Origin of the sequence: Bacillus cytotoxicus NVH 391-98 (assembly GCF_000017425.1) — a bacterium.
GTDB classification, from domain to species: Bacteria; Bacillota; Bacilli; order Bacillales; family Bacillaceae_G; genus Bacillus_A; species Bacillus_A cytotoxicus.
Map to the genome: position 1 here is coordinate 3027032 of NC_009674.1, position 14458 is coordinate 3041489.

The 14458-nt window shown below is 36.9% G+C and carries 14 protein-coding genes, 1 pseudogene and 2 riboswitches; of the genes and pseudogenes, 4 read left to right on the forward strand and 11 right to left on the reverse strand.

The genetic code is table 11. From position 1 onward, the window contains the following. Positions 1-8 precede the first annotated feature (8 nt). The 5 genes and pseudogenes from BCER98_RS23215 to BCER98_RS15050 all read right to left on the reverse strand — a co-directional run. Positions 9-244, reverse strand: a pseudogene (locus BCER98_RS23215) (group-specific protein); the annotation flags it as partial. Positions 245-380: 136 nt separating this feature from the next. Beyond that, positions 381-518, reverse strand: a complete 138-nt coding sequence (locus BCER98_RS22640) for a hypothetical protein (RefSeq protein ID WP_012095442.1) — start codon at positions 516-518, stop codon at positions 381-383. A gap of 101 nt (positions 519-619) precedes the next feature. Next, positions 620-838: a DUF3966 domain-containing protein gene (locus BCER98_RS15040; protein ID WP_012095444.1), complete on the reverse strand. Its 219-nt coding sequence runs from the start codon at positions 836-838 to the stop codon at positions 620-622. Positions 839-1023: 185 nt separating this feature from the next. Then, positions 1024-4422 carry a methionine synthase gene (gene metH, locus BCER98_RS15045; RefSeq protein ID WP_012095445.1) on the reverse strand — a complete coding sequence of 1133 codons (3399 nt, stop codon included), beginning with the start codon at positions 4420-4422 and terminating at the stop codon, positions 1024-1026. Next, positions 4409-6253, reverse strand: coding sequence for a bifunctional homocysteine S-methyltransferase/methylenetetrahydrofolate reductase (locus BCER98_RS15050; RefSeq protein ID WP_012095447.1), 1845 nt, complete (start codon positions 6251-6253; stop codon positions 4409-4411). The genes metH and BCER98_RS15050 overlap by 14 nt, the downstream gene beginning before the upstream one ends. Positions 6254-6325: 72 nt before the next feature. Then, a riboswitch (SAM riboswitch) is annotated at positions 6326-6436 on the reverse strand. A 198-nt stretch (positions 6437-6634) separates the two neighbouring features. After that, positions 6635-6747: riboswitch (SAM riboswitch) on the forward strand. Positions 6748-6847: 100 nt separating this feature from the next. Here BCER98_RS15050 and BCER98_RS15055 point away from each other — a divergent pair. From BCER98_RS15055 to BCER98_RS15065, 3 genes are all read left to right on the forward strand, one after another. Then, the gene (locus tag BCER98_RS15055) at positions 6848-7960 is read left to right on the forward strand and encodes a methionine biosynthesis PLP-dependent protein (RefSeq protein WP_012095449.1); all 1113 of its coding nucleotides are present in this window, start codon (positions 6848-6850) and stop codon (positions 7958-7960) included. Then, positions 7957-9120, forward strand: coding sequence for a cystathionine beta-lyase (gene metC / locus BCER98_RS15060; RefSeq protein ID WP_012095450.1), 1164 nt, complete (start codon positions 7957-7959; stop codon positions 9118-9120). Before BCER98_RS15055 ends, metC begins: the two co-directional genes overlap by 4 nt. 522 nt (positions 9121-9642) lie before the next feature. Further along, a complete protein-coding gene (locus tag BCER98_RS15065; RefSeq protein WP_012095451.1) occupies positions 9643-9933 on the forward strand; it encodes an ArsR/SmtB family transcription factor in 291 nt (96 codons plus the stop codon). Positions 9934-10092: 159 nt separating this feature from the next. On the opposite strand, the gene BCER98_RS15070 is transcribed toward BCER98_RS15065, so the two are convergent. Beyond that, on the reverse strand, positions 10093-11205 hold the full coding sequence (locus BCER98_RS15070; RefSeq protein WP_012095452.1) for a class I SAM-dependent methyltransferase: 1113 nt from the start codon (positions 11203-11205) through the stop codon (positions 10093-10095). A gap of 8 nt (positions 11206-11213) precedes the next feature. After that, positions 11214-11843, reverse strand: coding sequence for an MBL fold metallo-hydrolase (locus tag BCER98_RS15075; protein ID WP_012095453.1), 630 nt, complete (start codon positions 11841-11843; stop codon positions 11214-11216). A 161-nt stretch (positions 11844-12004) separates the two neighbouring features. On the opposite strand from BCER98_RS15075, the gene BCER98_RS21330 reads away from it, so the two are divergent. Continuing rightward, entirely contained in the window at positions 12005-12178 is a 174-nt protein-coding gene (locus tag BCER98_RS21330; protein ID WP_012095454.1) for a DUF2759 domain-containing protein, read from the forward strand. Positions 12179-12260: 82 nt separating this feature from the next. On the opposite strand, the gene glcK is transcribed toward BCER98_RS21330, so the two are convergent. From glcK to rpmG, 4 genes are all read right to left on the reverse strand, one after another. Next, the gene (gene glcK, locus BCER98_RS15085) at positions 12261-13244 is read right to left on the reverse strand and encodes a glucokinase (RefSeq protein WP_012095455.1); all 984 of its coding nucleotides are present in this window, start codon (positions 13242-13244) and stop codon (positions 12261-12263) included. Between the two features lie 20 nt (positions 13245-13264). Continuing rightward, complete coding sequence (locus BCER98_RS15090; RefSeq protein ID WP_012095456.1) at positions 13265-13465, reverse strand: YqgQ family protein; 201 nt, start codon at positions 13463-13465, stop codon at positions 13265-13267. Positions 13466-13581: 116 nt separating this feature from the next. After that, a complete protein-coding gene (locus BCER98_RS15095; RefSeq protein ID WP_012095457.1) occupies positions 13582-14145 on the reverse strand; it encodes a 5-formyltetrahydrofolate cyclo-ligase in 564 nt (187 codons plus the stop codon). A gap of 130 nt (positions 14146-14275) precedes the next feature. After that, complete coding sequence (rpmG, locus tag BCER98_RS15100) at positions 14276-14425, reverse strand: 50S ribosomal protein L33 (protein WP_012095458.1); 150 nt, start codon at positions 14423-14425, stop codon at positions 14276-14278. Positions 14426-14458: the final 33 nt, after the last annotated feature.

Below are 14458 nucleotides of genomic sequence, written 5' to 3' on the forward strand. Positions count from 1 at the left end.
ATCCTTGCTTATGTAAGAGACAAACGCCTCATTTCGCCTTGAAAAATATGAATCTCTGGTAGGTGATAAAAGGTAGCTTGAAGAGAATTATGTTTATGATACAGATAAATTTTTTCTCTAAGGCAATCGCCATCCCAATCTCAATATGACTTCCATATCCTCCATCTAACAAAAGTAGAAAAACATCAGCTTCTTGTATCGCTTGTTTTTCTACTTGACCAATCTGTTGTAATTGTTCTTTATCCCGCTATGTTAGGGCAGTAAGACTCCCACCTCAAGATTCAGAAAGAAGCAAGAAAGATAGGTGAGAGTAGGGCTGCCCGTAACAGCCCGATTGGTGAGGGCTCATAATCAGTGGGGGATGAAGAACCCCCCACTGATTAAAGTTTTACTTTATGTACAACTCTTTCATATTGTGTCCAATCATATGTCTGTTTCCAATCTATTTCTTTTAACTTATTCGCTACAAGCCGAACGAGGTCTTTATTTTGAAAACTGGAAGCGATGTAAAACTTCATCCTAATCTCACTCCTTATTTACAAAAGATAAAAGGAAATTCTTTTTATCACCAAAGACTTCAATAAATTGAGCCTGATAAAAAAATCCCCATCTTTATAACTTATTTTACGTTTAAATGATGGGGCCTTTCATGGTCTTCTTTTATTTTCTGTTTTTTATGATTTTCATGCACTAACATATCTAGCTCAGCTGTTATTTCTGATTTCTCTAAATTTCTTTCTTGTGAAAATTTCCTCGAAATATACATAATAACGCTACCAACGTAAAGGACAAAACATATAATAAGAGCAGTATTTTCATAGAGACTCAGCTCCATCATAGTCACTCCTTATCCATTCTTATTTTCACGCTTAAAGAACTGGAATTTCCTTATTAAATATCTGTTATTGTAACATAAATACAGCAATTCTTCGAACCTTTCATTCTACTGAAAAAGACATGATTTTTTTAGAAATCATGCCCCTGTAATACAGTTTATAATGGTCTGTATTGCATCTTTTCACACTATAGTACACTAAAATATCTTGCTTCAGGATGAGAAAATACCATAGCTGTTACAGATGCCTCCGGCTCCATCATAAATCCTTCTGTTAATGAAATACCTATTTCCTCAGGATGAATGAGGCGAAATAACTTTTCCTGGTCAGCAAGTTCAGGACATGCAGGGTAACCAAAGGAAACTCGAATTCCTCTATATTTTGTACGGAACCGCTCTTCCATCGTCATCTCAGGAGCGTCGGGAATCCCCCAGCGATCTCGAATTAACATATGTGTTTTTTCAGCGAGCCCTTCGGCTAGTTCTAATGCTAACGATTGAATGGCATGACTGCGTAAATAATCTCCCTTTCTCTTCCATTCCTCCGCAACGTTGCGAACTCCTTCCCCGACTGTAACAGACAAGAAGGCAACATAATCCATCTCCTCACCAACAGGACGTAAATAATCTCCTAACGTACGGTACGGCGCTTTCATTTGCCGTGGGAATGAGAAACGCTCTAATACGCGTGTATGATCTTCTGGGTCATAGATGATAATCGTCTGTCCATCACTTTGAGCAGGGAAAAACTGATATATAGCTTTTGGACGTAACCAAGATTGTTCTTCCTGCAATAACTCATCAATTAAATCATTTAACTCATGTGCTCGTTTATCACCTTCTCTGAGCAGTTTTTTTACATTTCCTCTTAAGCCAAGGTGATGCCCAATTAACATTTGCCTATTTAAAAATGGAGAAAGATGTGAAACAGGAATATCACGAAGTACGACCCGTTTTGTTGAGTCTGGCACCATGACTTTTGCTTTCGACAACGGCTCAATCACTGCTGGGATTTCTACTTTCTTCTCTTCCTGTTTCACAACATGAAGATGACGTTCCTTTTTATTCTGCTTCATTTTTTCTCGCTCTTCTTCTTTTTGTAATCGATTCATAATATCAAGACCTGTCATTGCATCACTTGCATATAATACAAGCCCATCATAAGAAGGAGAAATACGATTATCTGTAAATTTTCTTGTTAATGCCGCCCCCCCTACAACAATCGGAATATTAATATTTGCTGCTTTTAAATCTTCTGCAGTTTTAACCATTTGTTGCGCTGATTTTACTAACAGACCAGAAAGCCCAATGATGTCGGGTTTCTTTTCCTTTACTTCTTGAACGATACGATCAGAACGAACATTGATTCCTAAATTAATAATTTCATACCCATTATTTGATAAAATAATGTCAACAAGGTTTTTCCCAATGTCATGTACATCTCCTTTTACAGTCGCTAATAACACTTTCCCTTTTTTAGCGCTATCACTAGATTCCATATGTGGTTCTAAATAGGCAACTGCCGCTTTCATACTTTCAGCGCTTTGCAATACTTCAGCAACGATTAGCTCATTATTATTAAACAATCGACCTACTTCATCCATACCTGCCATAAGCGGACCATTAATAATATCAAGAGGTTTTCTTCCTTCTTTAAGTGCGCAGCTTATATCATCTTGTAACCCTTGCTTCGTCCCTTCTACAATGTAGTTTGCTAGTCGTTCATCCAGCGTTAATGTTTCTTGAACAAGCACATCTTTCTTCTTTGCACTTCTATAAAAGTTCGTAAATTCTTCTAATGTTTCTTTCGATGTTTCAAATAATAATGCATCCGCGAGCTTTTTCTCTTCCTCTGGAATCGAAGCATAGCGCTCTAATTTTTCTGTATTTACAATCGCATAATCTAATCCAGCTTTTGTCGCATGATACAAAAATACAGAGTTTAATACTTCACGCCCAGCTGGCGGTAATCCAAATGATATATTACTGACTCCTAGAATCGTTAAGCATTCTGGTAATGCTTCCTTAATAAGACGAATTCCTTCAATCGTTGCGGCTGCCGAGCCAATATATTCTTCATCACCAGTTCCAACTGGAAAAACAAGCGCATCGAAAATAATATCGGAAGGACGTATCCCATATTTCTTTGTTAATAATTCATAACTCCTTTTTGCAATTTCCAACTTTCTTTCTGCACGAACTGCCATTCCTTCTTCATCGATTGTTCCGACTACAATAGCTGCACCGTATTTTCGAATAAGCGGCGTAACCTGCTCAAATCGTTCTTCTCCATTTTCTAAGTTAATTGAATTAATAACACCTTTTCCTTGTATATATGTCAGAGCCTTCGCCATCACCTTTTCATCTGTAGAGTCAATCATAATGGGTACTTTTAAGACTTTCGTAACTTCCGCTAAGAAGTTTTCCATATCTTCGACTTCATCACGATCTGGATCTGCCATACAAATATCAATAATATGTGCATTTTTCTTCACTTGCGCTCGTGCGATTTCTGCTGCCTCTTCAAAATTCCCTTCCGCTACTAATCGTTTAAACTTTCTGGAGCCAATTACATTCGTTCTTTCCCCAACAAATAATGGTCTCATCGAATCATCATATTGCAATGCCTCTAATCCACTAATTCCATGTCCTGCTCGCTCATCGTACTGACGAGGCTTACAAGATGCTAGCGTCTCCTTTATTGCTCTTATATGTTCTGGTGTTGTGCCACAACAGCCTCCAATAATATTAATCCATCCTTCTTCAGCAAAACTTTTCACCTTCTCAGCAAGTGAAGAGGGCGACTCATGATAATGGCCATCTTCATCAGGAAGACCTGCATTGGGGTAACAAGAAATATAGCATTCTGACAACTCAGAAAGAGACCGAATATGTTCGCGCATAAATTCTGGTCCAGTTGCACAATTTAGGCCAACTGATAATGGATTCATATGTTCCACTGATAAATAAAACGCCTCAATTGTTTGTCCTGCTAAAGTTGTTCCCATCGGCTCAATGGTCCCAGAAATCATGAGAGGCACTGTTTGATGTAACTGTTCAAATGCGTTTTGAATTCCTAAATAGGCTGCTTTTACATTGCGCATATCTTGACTTGTCTCAATAAGCAATAGATCGACACCACCGCGTAGCAATCCCCTTGCTTGCCTTGTATAAGCTTCCATTAGCTCGTCAAACGTTACACCACCAGTGACACTAATCGCCTTCGTTGTTGGTCCCATTGCACCAGCTACATATACTTCTTTCTGACTTTCTTTCACAGCTTGCCTTGCTAAAAGTGCCGCTCTTTCGTTTAACTCTTCATCTAAATGAGACAATTTATAATCACTTAATACAATATTCGTCGCACCGAATGTATTGGTCTCAATGATATCCGCACCCGCATCAATATAAGCCTTATGGATATTCAAAATAAGATCTGGTCTTGTTTTTACTAAATATTCATTGCATCCTTCGTATTCTTCCCCACCGAAATCATCAGCTGTTAAATCGGCTTGTTGAATCATCGTTCCCATTGCACCATCTAATATTAAGATTTCTTGCTGCAATCTTTCTTCAATTCGTCTCATTTGTTACTTCCTCTCTCACTTCTTGTTTTTCCTTTATATATTTCACAAGATGTTCTGTAATCTCATATTTTAAAAATGGCGTAATAAGATAAATGCCACGAAAATATTTCAATGCTTCATCAATTAACTCCTGTGCAATACTGATCCCTTCTTCAATCGCATCCGCTTCTGTTTCATGTTCTCTCATTCTTTCTCGCACTTGATCTGGAAGCGTAATCCCCGGTACTTCAAAATGAAGAAAATCTGCATTCCGCTTGCTTACTAAAGGCATAATTCCAATAAAAATAGGTTGTTCTAAATGTTTCGTTTCTTTGTATACTTCATAAATCAACGCTTTATCATAAATAGGCTGCGTTAAGAAATATTCAGCACCCGCTGCAATTTTTCTTTCCATCCGCTTTACTGCAGCCTTTAAATGTCTTACATGCGGATTAAATGCCCCTCCGACAGAAAACCTTGTTGCCGGACCAATCGATTTCCCTAAAATAGATCGACCATCATTCATCTCCTGAATCATCTTAATAAGCTCAATAGACGATACATCATATACAGAAGTAGCCCCTGGAAAATCCCCAACCCGAGCTGGATCACCTGTTAAAGCGAGTACTTCTTCCATTCCTAGCACTGACAATCCAAGTAGATGTGATTGTAATCCAATTACATTGTGATCTCGGCACGTTAAATGAGTAAGTACTGGTATATCATGCTTCGTTAATAACGCTCCCATCGCCATATTTGAAATGCGCGGTGAAGCTAACGAATTATCAGCCAATGTAATCGCATCAGCACCTGCTCGCTTTAATGCTTTAGCTCCTTCAAAAAAACGCTGTGTATCCAATGTTTTTGGTGGATCTAGTTCAACGACAACTGTCGTTTGTTTTTTCGCTTTCTCTGCAAGAGTACTATGCGTTCTAAAGCGCTCCGAATGCGTATGAAGGATTGGCGGCCTTGAAACAACCGTCTTTTCTATAACAGGTACTTGATTGGCAATTGCACGTTTCATTCTTTCAATATGTGCCGGTGTGGTACCACAACAACCTCCTAATAAACGAACCCCCTGTTCAATAAACTTCGGTGTCATCGTCTCGAAGTAAGCCGGACTTCCTTCGTATATATAGCGTCCTTCTATATAATTTGGAAGTCCAGCATTTGGATAAGCAGATAAATAACCGTCTTTCGGAATCGAAATCATTTTTAAAGCTTCCGTCATAGGAAGTGGGCCTAATTGACAATTTAAGCCGACCACATTTGCACCATTATGTATGAGTTGTGCTAATATCTCATTTACATCATTTCCATTTTGGGTCGTACCAGCCTCATGAAGTGCTAATTGTGCCACAATCGGAATATCTGTTTGTTTTCTTAGGACTTTGATAGCATGTATGAGCTCAAATTCATCATAAAATGTTTCAAGCAGTAGCCCATCTACCTCTTCTTCTATTAACGCTCCAGCCTGTTCAAGTAGCATAAATTCTCGCTCTATATTCGTTGTCGTAACGGCACCAATATGTTTCATTCCACCAATCGTTCCTAAAATCGCATTTTGCTCCTTCGCAGCTGCTTTCGCGAGTTTTACTGCTGCTCTATTAATTTGTACAACTTGATTTTCTAAGCCATATGTACGCAATTTCGCCTCATTTGCACCATATGTATTTGTTTGAATCACATCAGCTCCAGCAGCTACATATTGTTTATGAATCGATACAATTAAATCTGGATCTGATATATTTAACTCTTCAAAACTACTTTGTAGTCCATGTGAATGCAGTAATGTACCAATTGCTCCATCACCAATTACAATCCCTTTTGATAACAAATCTAGTAATTTCACTTATCTCCCTCTTTTCTATCAATATAAAAAGTCCCCCTCTTCACCTTAAAGAGGGGGACTTCATCGATCCACCTCTTATCACGCAAAACCAATTGTTTTGCAGGTATTAGCACCGTTTCAAACATATTGTTTGAAGGTTGCCGGGTTTCACAGGGCCTTTCCCTCCACCGCTCTTAATAAGAGTTTGTTCTTACTATTTATGTTATTAAAAGGAAATCTGTTCTCCTTTAACAAAATTTGCTGATTTTCTAATAAACTTAGCATGCAAAAAAAGGAAAGTCAACAAAAAAATATAAAAAATAAAAAAATTTCAAAATAAAGTTGCAATTCTTTTATCTTTTGTTGTAAAGTTAAACACATAATAAAATTTCATACAAAGTATTCTTATCTAGAGAGGTAGAGGGACTGGCCCTATGACACCTCAGCAACCATTAACAAACTTGTTAATAAGGTGCTAATTCCAGCAAATTATCAAATAATTTGAGAGATAAGAAGAAGACTCTATTTGAATGAAAGCCTTCTTCTTTGAAGGCTTTTTTTATTTTTCTATTACCATATACTTAAATTTCCATCTCATAAAGGAGGAATGTTGCTATGTCAACAATCGAAACAACATTAGCTCAAATTGGAAACCGTAGTGAAACGGGTACAGGTACGGTAAATCCCCCTGTTTACTTTTCAACAGCCTATCGCCATGAAGGAATTGGAAAATCAACTGGATTTGATTATTCTCGAACTGGTAACCCTACACGCGGTCTTGTAGAACGCGCAATTGCTGATTTAGAAAAAGGTGATCAAGGCTATGCCTGTAGTTCTGGAATGGCGGCCGTTCTTCTTGTGCTTTCTCTATTTCGCTCCGATGATGAACTTATCGTATCTGAAGACTTATACGGAGGAACGTATCGTTTATTTTCTGAACATGAGAAAAAGTGGAATATTCGATGTAGATACGTAGATACACAATCGATTGAGCAAATTGAACACGCAATTACTTCTAAGACAAAAGCAATTTTCATCGAAACACCTACCAATCCTTTAATGCAAGTAACTGATATTCAAGCTGTTGCAACCATTGCAAAGCGTCATGGTTTACTGCTTATTGTAGATAATACTTTCTATACACCGTATATACAGCAACCTTTAACTGATGGAGCTGATATCGTTCTACATAGCGCAACAAAATATTTAGGTGGACATAACGACGTATTAAGCGGGCTTGTTGTTGCAAAAGGAAGCGGGCTTTGTGCGGAGCTTGCCCATTACCATAACGCTTCTGGTGCTGTATTGAGTCCTTTCGATTCATGGTTATTAATACGAGGAATGAAAACTTTGGCACTTCGGATGAAGCAACATGAAGAAAATGCAAATAAAATTGTGACCTATTTAAAAGAAGAAGACGGTGTAACAGACGTATTTTATCCAGGTAGAGGGGGCATGATTTCCTTTCGTCTTCGCGATGAAAAATGGATAAATCCTTTCTTACAATCTTTATCTATTATTACATTTGCTGAAAGCTTAGGTGGCGTCGAAAGTCTAATGACATATCCAGCTACACAAACACATGCTGATATTCCAACAGATGTACGAATTGCACGAGGGGTATGCAATCGTCTACTTCGTTTTTCCGTTGGCATTGAACATAGCGATGACTTAATTCAGGACTTACAGCAAGCAATTCAATATGCAAAAGAAGGTGTAAAAATATGAATTACTCTTTAGACACACTGTTACTGCATAACAAGTATAAACATGATGCACAAACCGGTGCTGTTAACGTTCCAATTTACAATACATCAACTTTTCATCAGTTTGATGTAGATTCCTTTGGAAAATACGACTATAGTCGCTCAGGTAACCCTACACGTGAAGCGCTTGAAGATATAATTGCTCTTCTTGAAGGGGGAACAAAAGGATTTGCTTTTGCCTCTGGCATTGCAGCCATTTCTACTGCCTTTCTTCTTCTCTCACAAGGAGACCATGTTCTTATATCAGAAGACGTATACGGTGGCACTTACCGAATTGTAACAGACATTCTATCACGTTATGGGATATCCCATACATTTGTCGATATGACAAACATAGATGCTGTAAAGCGAAATATAAAATCAAACACAAAAGTTTTTTATATTGAAACGCCATCTAATCCATTATTAAAGGTAACAGATATTCGCACTGTTTGTACATTAGCGAAATCTGTTGGAGCACTTACTTTCGTAGATAATACATTTTTAACACCATTATTTCAAAAACCGCTGGAGCTTGGAGCTGATGTTGTATTGCATAGCGCAACAAAATTTATCGCAGGGCATAGTGATGTAACAGCTGGATTAGCTATTGTAAAAAATAATAATCTCGCCCAAAAACTCAGCTTTTTACAAAATGCTTTTGGAGCTATATTAAGTCCTCAAGATTGCTCTCTTGTACTTCGTGGGCTGAAAACATTGCATGTACGTCTGGAACATTCAGCAATAAACGCAAGCAAAATCGCCCATTATTTCCAAAATCATAAAAAAATACAACATGTCTATTACCCAGGATTAGAATCTCACTCCGGTTATGAAATACAACGTTCACAAGCAAAATCTGGCGGAGCTGTTTTATCCTTTTCATTACAATCAGAAGATGCATTGCGCCAATTTTTATCTAACATAAAACTACCTGTACTTGCTGTAAGCTTAGGGGCTGTTGAATCCATCCTATCGTATCCTGCTAAAATGTCCCATGCAGCCTTATCGCAAGAAGCTCGCGATGAAAGAGGAATTTCTAATTCTTTACTTCGCTTATCGGTTGGACTAGAAAATGTAGACGATTTAATTACTGATTTTGAAAATGCCCTTTCCTATGTAGAAGAACCTGTAAATTTATAAAAGCTGTTTTTATCATCTTAACAAAAAACCCCACCTCAAACTCATGTAGAGATAGGTGGGGCTTTCAATATAATCCTTAAACTGGAATAAAACCATTCGATTGTCACTCTATTCAAGAAGCCTTATGAATGAGCTTTCTATATTCCACGCCTTCAAAATAATCTATTCAATCCAGCATTTAAATTTCGTTTTTTAAGACATATTTTCTGATTAACATAATAAACTTTCTATACAAAATTATAAAATCCTTTTTTCATATTATTTTAAAAATTCCGTATATCGATTTGAAAGAACAAAAAATTCATGATAAAATTATGTTATAAGTATATCTTTTCCAAATTTTAAAGAAAAAAACATCTGTTGGCAAAAACACACAAATTTATTTCATTTATTTACATCATAGTCTCGTTTCTTACAATTTCTTTACTTTAAAACATTTTTTCTGCAACAACTGTTTCCTTTTCTTTAGTTTTTTGGTATGAATATTATGATATAACAGCTTACACGGAGGTGGAAAAGAACATGTTAGAAACCTTTCAAAAAGAATTAGAACTTTATGAGAGTAATGCAGAATTATTGAAAGTGCTTGCTCATCCTGTTCGCTTATGTATTGTAAAGGGCTTAATTGAAAGAGGCCCAAGTAATGTTTCTACAATGTACACTGGCTTAAACATGCCACAATCCACAATTTCACAGCATTTAGCAAAGTTAAAAAGCGCTAAAATTGTCTCTAGTGAAAGAAAAGGATTGGAGATTTATTACAAAGTAGAGAATGAAGTCATCATTCAGCTCGTTCATGTATTATTAGGTTAGGGACTATTGGATCATTAAACAGAGAAAAAATGGCGTATTCTATATATTTTATCTCATATCTTTAATATAAATATATATCATGAGGGAAAATATATTAGGCTACATATGAAAAGTCGTATTAAAAAACAAGACGCAGAAAGTTTCTGCGTCTTGTTTTTTCTATACATATAAATAACGATTTACATCCAAAAACGGCAATCCTTTCTTCTGTATTAAAATATCAAAAGCATCGCCTATTCCTCCATCTAAAATCATGGAACGGATGGATCGATTTATTTTTTGATTTTCAGAAAAAGGGTTTCGATCTTGATGATTCATAAGCTGTTCAAGTATGCCTGCCGCTAATAAAAAAGTACTCTGTTTTGTATGCCATACTGTATACAGTCCTGTCGTTTCCCCAGCCTTCTTTATTTCATCCCAATGTACATGAGCTGTAATATCCATTTCACCAGGATAAGCAAGCGGGCTTCGAATCAATTGATGATGATAATACCCTCTTAAACTTCCTTCACGATGAGCTGGATGCATCCACTCTTCTTTTGTATAACCATAATCGACTGTAATCAGTAATCCTTCTTTTATCCATGCAGCAATCTCTTCTATATAGGATTCTGCTACAATTGGAACTTCAAATCGTTGTCCTTCTGAAAGTCTTATATGATGTCTTCTTAAATAATGAACTGTCTCATTTTCTATCGGCCTAAATACCTCTGTAAGTTTTCCTTCATTTGTATATGAAACTCGCACTTCATATAGCACTCCCTTACGCTTCTCAATTACTTCAACAGGGAAAGCATCAAATAATTCATTCGAAAAAACAATTCCTGCAAAAGAGTCACCTAATTCTTGATAAGATTGGTGCTGAGAAATATTAGAAAATGAGTTCAGTTGCTGTTTTTGTAGCTTGCGATGAAAAGGGCTTAACTCAATAATAGAATAGTGTAAATCAGCGAAAGTTTCAGGAGATAGGCGCTGCCATTCTTGTAAAACATCATAAGCAAATCTCCCTGTTCCAGCCCCAATTTCACAAAGGTTAGGTTCGATTTCTCCCCCTTGAACAAGCCGGATAAAAAATCGAGCAAATGTCTTTGCAACTGCAGAAGAGACATTACTAGTTGTAAAGAAATCACCTTTTCTTCCGATTTTATTACGGCTGTTCATATAATATCCATGTTCTTGATTATATAATGCAACTTCCATATACGTGCGGTATGAAATCGAATAATCCTTTTCCTTTTCCATATATCCCCTTAAAATGAACTCTATCCCCATACTACACCTTATTGTAAAAATGGATTATTTTCTTTTTCAAACCCAATATTCGTTTCTGGACCATGCCCACACAATACAGTCGTATCATCTGGTAGCATAAATAATTTCTCTTCAATACTTCCCATTAACTCTGTAAGGCTTCCCCCTGGTAAATCTGTCCTACCGATGCTCATTTGGAATAATACATCTCCGGAAAATACAGCGTTCACTTCTTTACAATAGTAGGAAATACTACCCGGAGAATGCCCCGGTGTTTCAAACATTTCAAATGTAAATGGACCAATTGTTAATGTTCCTTCTCCATCAATCCTATAATCCGCTGGTTTTGCTGTAATACTTCGATTCATCATAAAAATTTGTGAACCGTTAACAGCCGGATCACCAAGCCATTCTGCTTCTTCTTTATGTACATATACGGGAATACGAAAAGCCTCCCTTACCGCATCAACTGCACCGATATGATCAAAATGTGCATGTGTTAATAAAATCGCAAGGGGCTTTAACCCTTCTTGCTGTAAATATGTTACAAGCTTTTCCCCTTCGCTACCTGGATCAAAAATCACACATTCTTTTTGATCGTTACTTAAAATGTACGCATTTGTTTGTAAAGGCCCTAACGGCATTTGTATCCATTTCATCTTTTCCTCTCCTCCAGTTGTTGGACTTTCTTTTATGATACAACATTTCTTTCTCTGACGAAACGAAGCGCTACTATCTCGACAATCATTTCTAAAACATGTACAATGAAAAGAGTAAAAATTCTAAAAAATAAGAATGTGAGAGCAGAGGAGGATTATATATGGGTCTTGTTATCATTTTTGCACTAGTCACTCTGTTAGCTGTATTCGCCACCCTAAGAACATTACGTGAAAAAAACTTACTAGCAGGCGGCTTCTCCATTGCAACCGTACTCGTTTTTGGATGGTTTACAGTTATGACCGTTCTAAATAATGGGTATCCACCAGCATCATAATTCATTGTTATATTCTTATTCAACATGATTTTGCATATAAAAAACGAAAGGGGCAGCCCTTTCGTTTTTTATTCTTCACAAATTATATCATCTTCACTTCGTATTGCTGCTTTTTTACAAGCCAAGCTCCTCCAATTACACCCGCATCATTACCAAGCGTTGCAATTGCTAGCTTTGTGCTCTTTCTAGCACGTGAGAATGCGTATTGTTCAAAATAGCGTTGCGTTGGTTCTAATAGCGCATCACCTGCTTTAGAGACGCCGCCACCAATTACAATTTTTTCAGGGTTTAATGTACTTGCAAGGTTTGCTACAGCTAATCCTAAATAAGAAGCGATTTTTTCTACTACTTCAGCTGCTAATTCATCACCTTGTCCTAATGCTTCAAATACATCTTTTGATGTAATACGGCCTTCTTCAGCCAACATCGAACGCAGTATACTTTCCTTCTCTGTTTCTTGCATTTTTTGCATAGCAACACGAACAATCCCTGTTGCGGATGCCACTGTCTCTAAGCAACCAGATTTCCCGCAATTACAAGGAAATGCATTTTCTGTAACGACTGTAATATGGCCAATTTCACCAGCTGCACCGCTTGCACCATGAACGATTTCACCATTGGTAATAACACCGCCACCAACACCAGTTCCAAGCGTCATACAAACAAGATCTTTCGCACCTTCTCCAGCACCCTTCCACATTTCCCCAAATGCTGCTAAGTTGGCATCGTTATCAATAACAACAGGTAAACCTGTTTCAACTTCTAATAAATCTTTTAATGGATAGTTTTTCCACCCTAAGTTAACCGCTTCATAAATCATGCCTGTAGCTACATGGACAGGACCCGGAGCACCCATACCAATACCAATTAATTTACTCTTTAATTCGCCTAATTCTTCTAATTTTTTATCGATTGCTTTGGCTACATCTAGTGTAATATGTTTTCCTTGTTCACTAGTATCTGTTGGGATTTCCCACTTGTGTAAAATTTCACCGTACACATTAATAAATGCTAATTTAATTGTCGTCCCACCCAGGTCAACACCAACTAACCATTTCTCTTCCATTTTTGCTAACCTACCTTTTTCTATTTCTTGCTCATCTCTTTTTGAATTTCTTGCTTTATTAAAAATAAAGCTGTTTGATAATCGTTTCGTTCAATCAGCTGTGATTGATTCAATTCATGTAGCTCTTCCTGCATTAATTGTAAATCAGCCACCCGATCACCTGTATAAATAACCGTTCCAAATTTTTTTAGTAATTGCTGAATATCATAAATGGATCTCATGTTATCACCCTCTATGTCTACTTATTATACAAATATAATAAGAAAACGTTCACATATTTCATTATAATCAACGAGAAAAAGCCTCGTCAATTCTTATTCATCTCTATCAGAGTATTTTACACAATTGTTTCTTTTTCTGTAATAATTTTTTCGACATTCTGATCAAATGGTTCTATCGGAATATCATCTACAATTTGAAAGTCAAAAGCTAAAGACACTCTTGCCCCCTCATATGTAGCAAGGTAACGATCATAATAGCCGCCACCATATCCAATACGTTCTCCTCGTCTCGTATAAGCAATTCCAGGGACAAAGAGAAGATCTATCTCATTCACCTTTACTTCTTTCGTTACAGTAGGAATAGGCTCTCGCAAATTCATATATACCGTTTCTAATTGATCCCAGTTCATGATTTCACGAAAAGTCATTGTTCTTGTCTTTCGATTACATTTTGGTACAACTACTTTTTTTCCTTCTTGCCATGCTTTTTCTATAATAACATATGTATTCACTTCATGGTCCATAGAAAGAGTAATCCCAATTGTTTCTGCCTCTTTCCACTCTCTTTGTTCATATAAAGAATCTGCAATTTGTTCTGATAAAGCCTTACGCTGCTCTTGTGTCATCGAATACATGTGTTTTAACATTCGTTTACGTAGCTGTATCTTCTCCTCATTCATGACTATTTCCCCCTTCTAATCTTAAACCATGCATTACATCCCTATGGGATAGTTTATCATTTTAAATACACACTGCACAGCGAAATAGTGGCACAAAATAAAAAGAAACAGTAGGAAATATTCCTACTGCTTACTTTGTTTCACGGTGTAACGTAGACTTCTTGTCACGCTTGCAATACTTTTTAAGCTCAAGGCGCTCCGCGTTGTTACGTTTATTTTTCTTTGAGATATAGTTACGATCTCCGCATTCTGTACATGCTAGAGTAATATTCACACGCATTCTTATTTCCCTCCAGTCACTAATAACTTAAAT

Bases quoted from the DNA above. Each gene is read 5' to 3' on its own strand.
- BCER98_RS15095 (WP_012095457.1), bottom strand. From the start codon at position 14,145: ATGAATGAGGAGAAGATACAGCTACGTAAACGAATGTTAAAACACATG.
- metH (WP_012095445.1), bottom strand. From the start codon at position 4,422: ATGAGACGAATTGAAGAAAGATTGCAGCAAGAAATCTTAATATTAGAT.
- glcK (WP_012095455.1), bottom strand. From the start codon at position 13,244: ATGGAAGAGAAATGGTTAGTTGGTGTTGACCTGGGTGGGACGACAATT.
- BCER98_RS15055 (WP_012095449.1), top strand. From the start codon at position 6,848: ATGTCAACAATCGAAACAACATTAGCTCAAATTGGAAACCGTAGTGAA.
- BCER98_RS15070 (WP_012095452.1), bottom strand. From the start codon at position 11,205: ATGGGGATAGAGTTCATTTTAAGGGGATATATGGAAAAGGAAAAGGAT.
- rpmG (WP_012095458.1), bottom strand. From the start codon at position 14,425: ATGCGTGTGAATATTACTCTAGCATGTACAGAATGCGGAGATCGTAAC.
- BCER98_RS15065 (WP_012095451.1), top strand. From the start codon at position 9,643: ATGTTAGAAACCTTTCAAAAAGAATTAGAACTTTATGAGAGTAATGCA.
- BCER98_RS15040 (WP_012095444.1), bottom strand. From the start codon at position 838: ATGATGGAGCTGAGTCTCTATGAAAATACTGCTCTTATTATATGTTTT.
- metC (WP_012095450.1), top strand. From the start codon at position 7,957: ATGAATTACTCTTTAGACACACTGTTACTGCATAACAAGTATAAACAT.
- BCER98_RS15075 (WP_012095453.1), bottom strand. From the start codon at position 11,843: ATGAAATGGATACAAATGCCGTTAGGGCCTTTACAAACAAATGCGTAC.
- BCER98_RS22640 (WP_012095442.1), bottom strand. From the start codon at position 518: ATGAAGTTTTACATCGCTTCCAGTTTTCAAAATAAAGACCTCGTTCGG.
- BCER98_RS21330 (WP_012095454.1), top strand. From the start codon at position 12,005: ATGGGTCTTGTTATCATTTTTGCACTAGTCACTCTGTTAGCTGTATTC.
- BCER98_RS15090 (WP_012095456.1), bottom strand. From the start codon at position 13,465: ATGAGATCCATTTATGATATTCAGCAATTACTAAAAAAATTTGGAACG.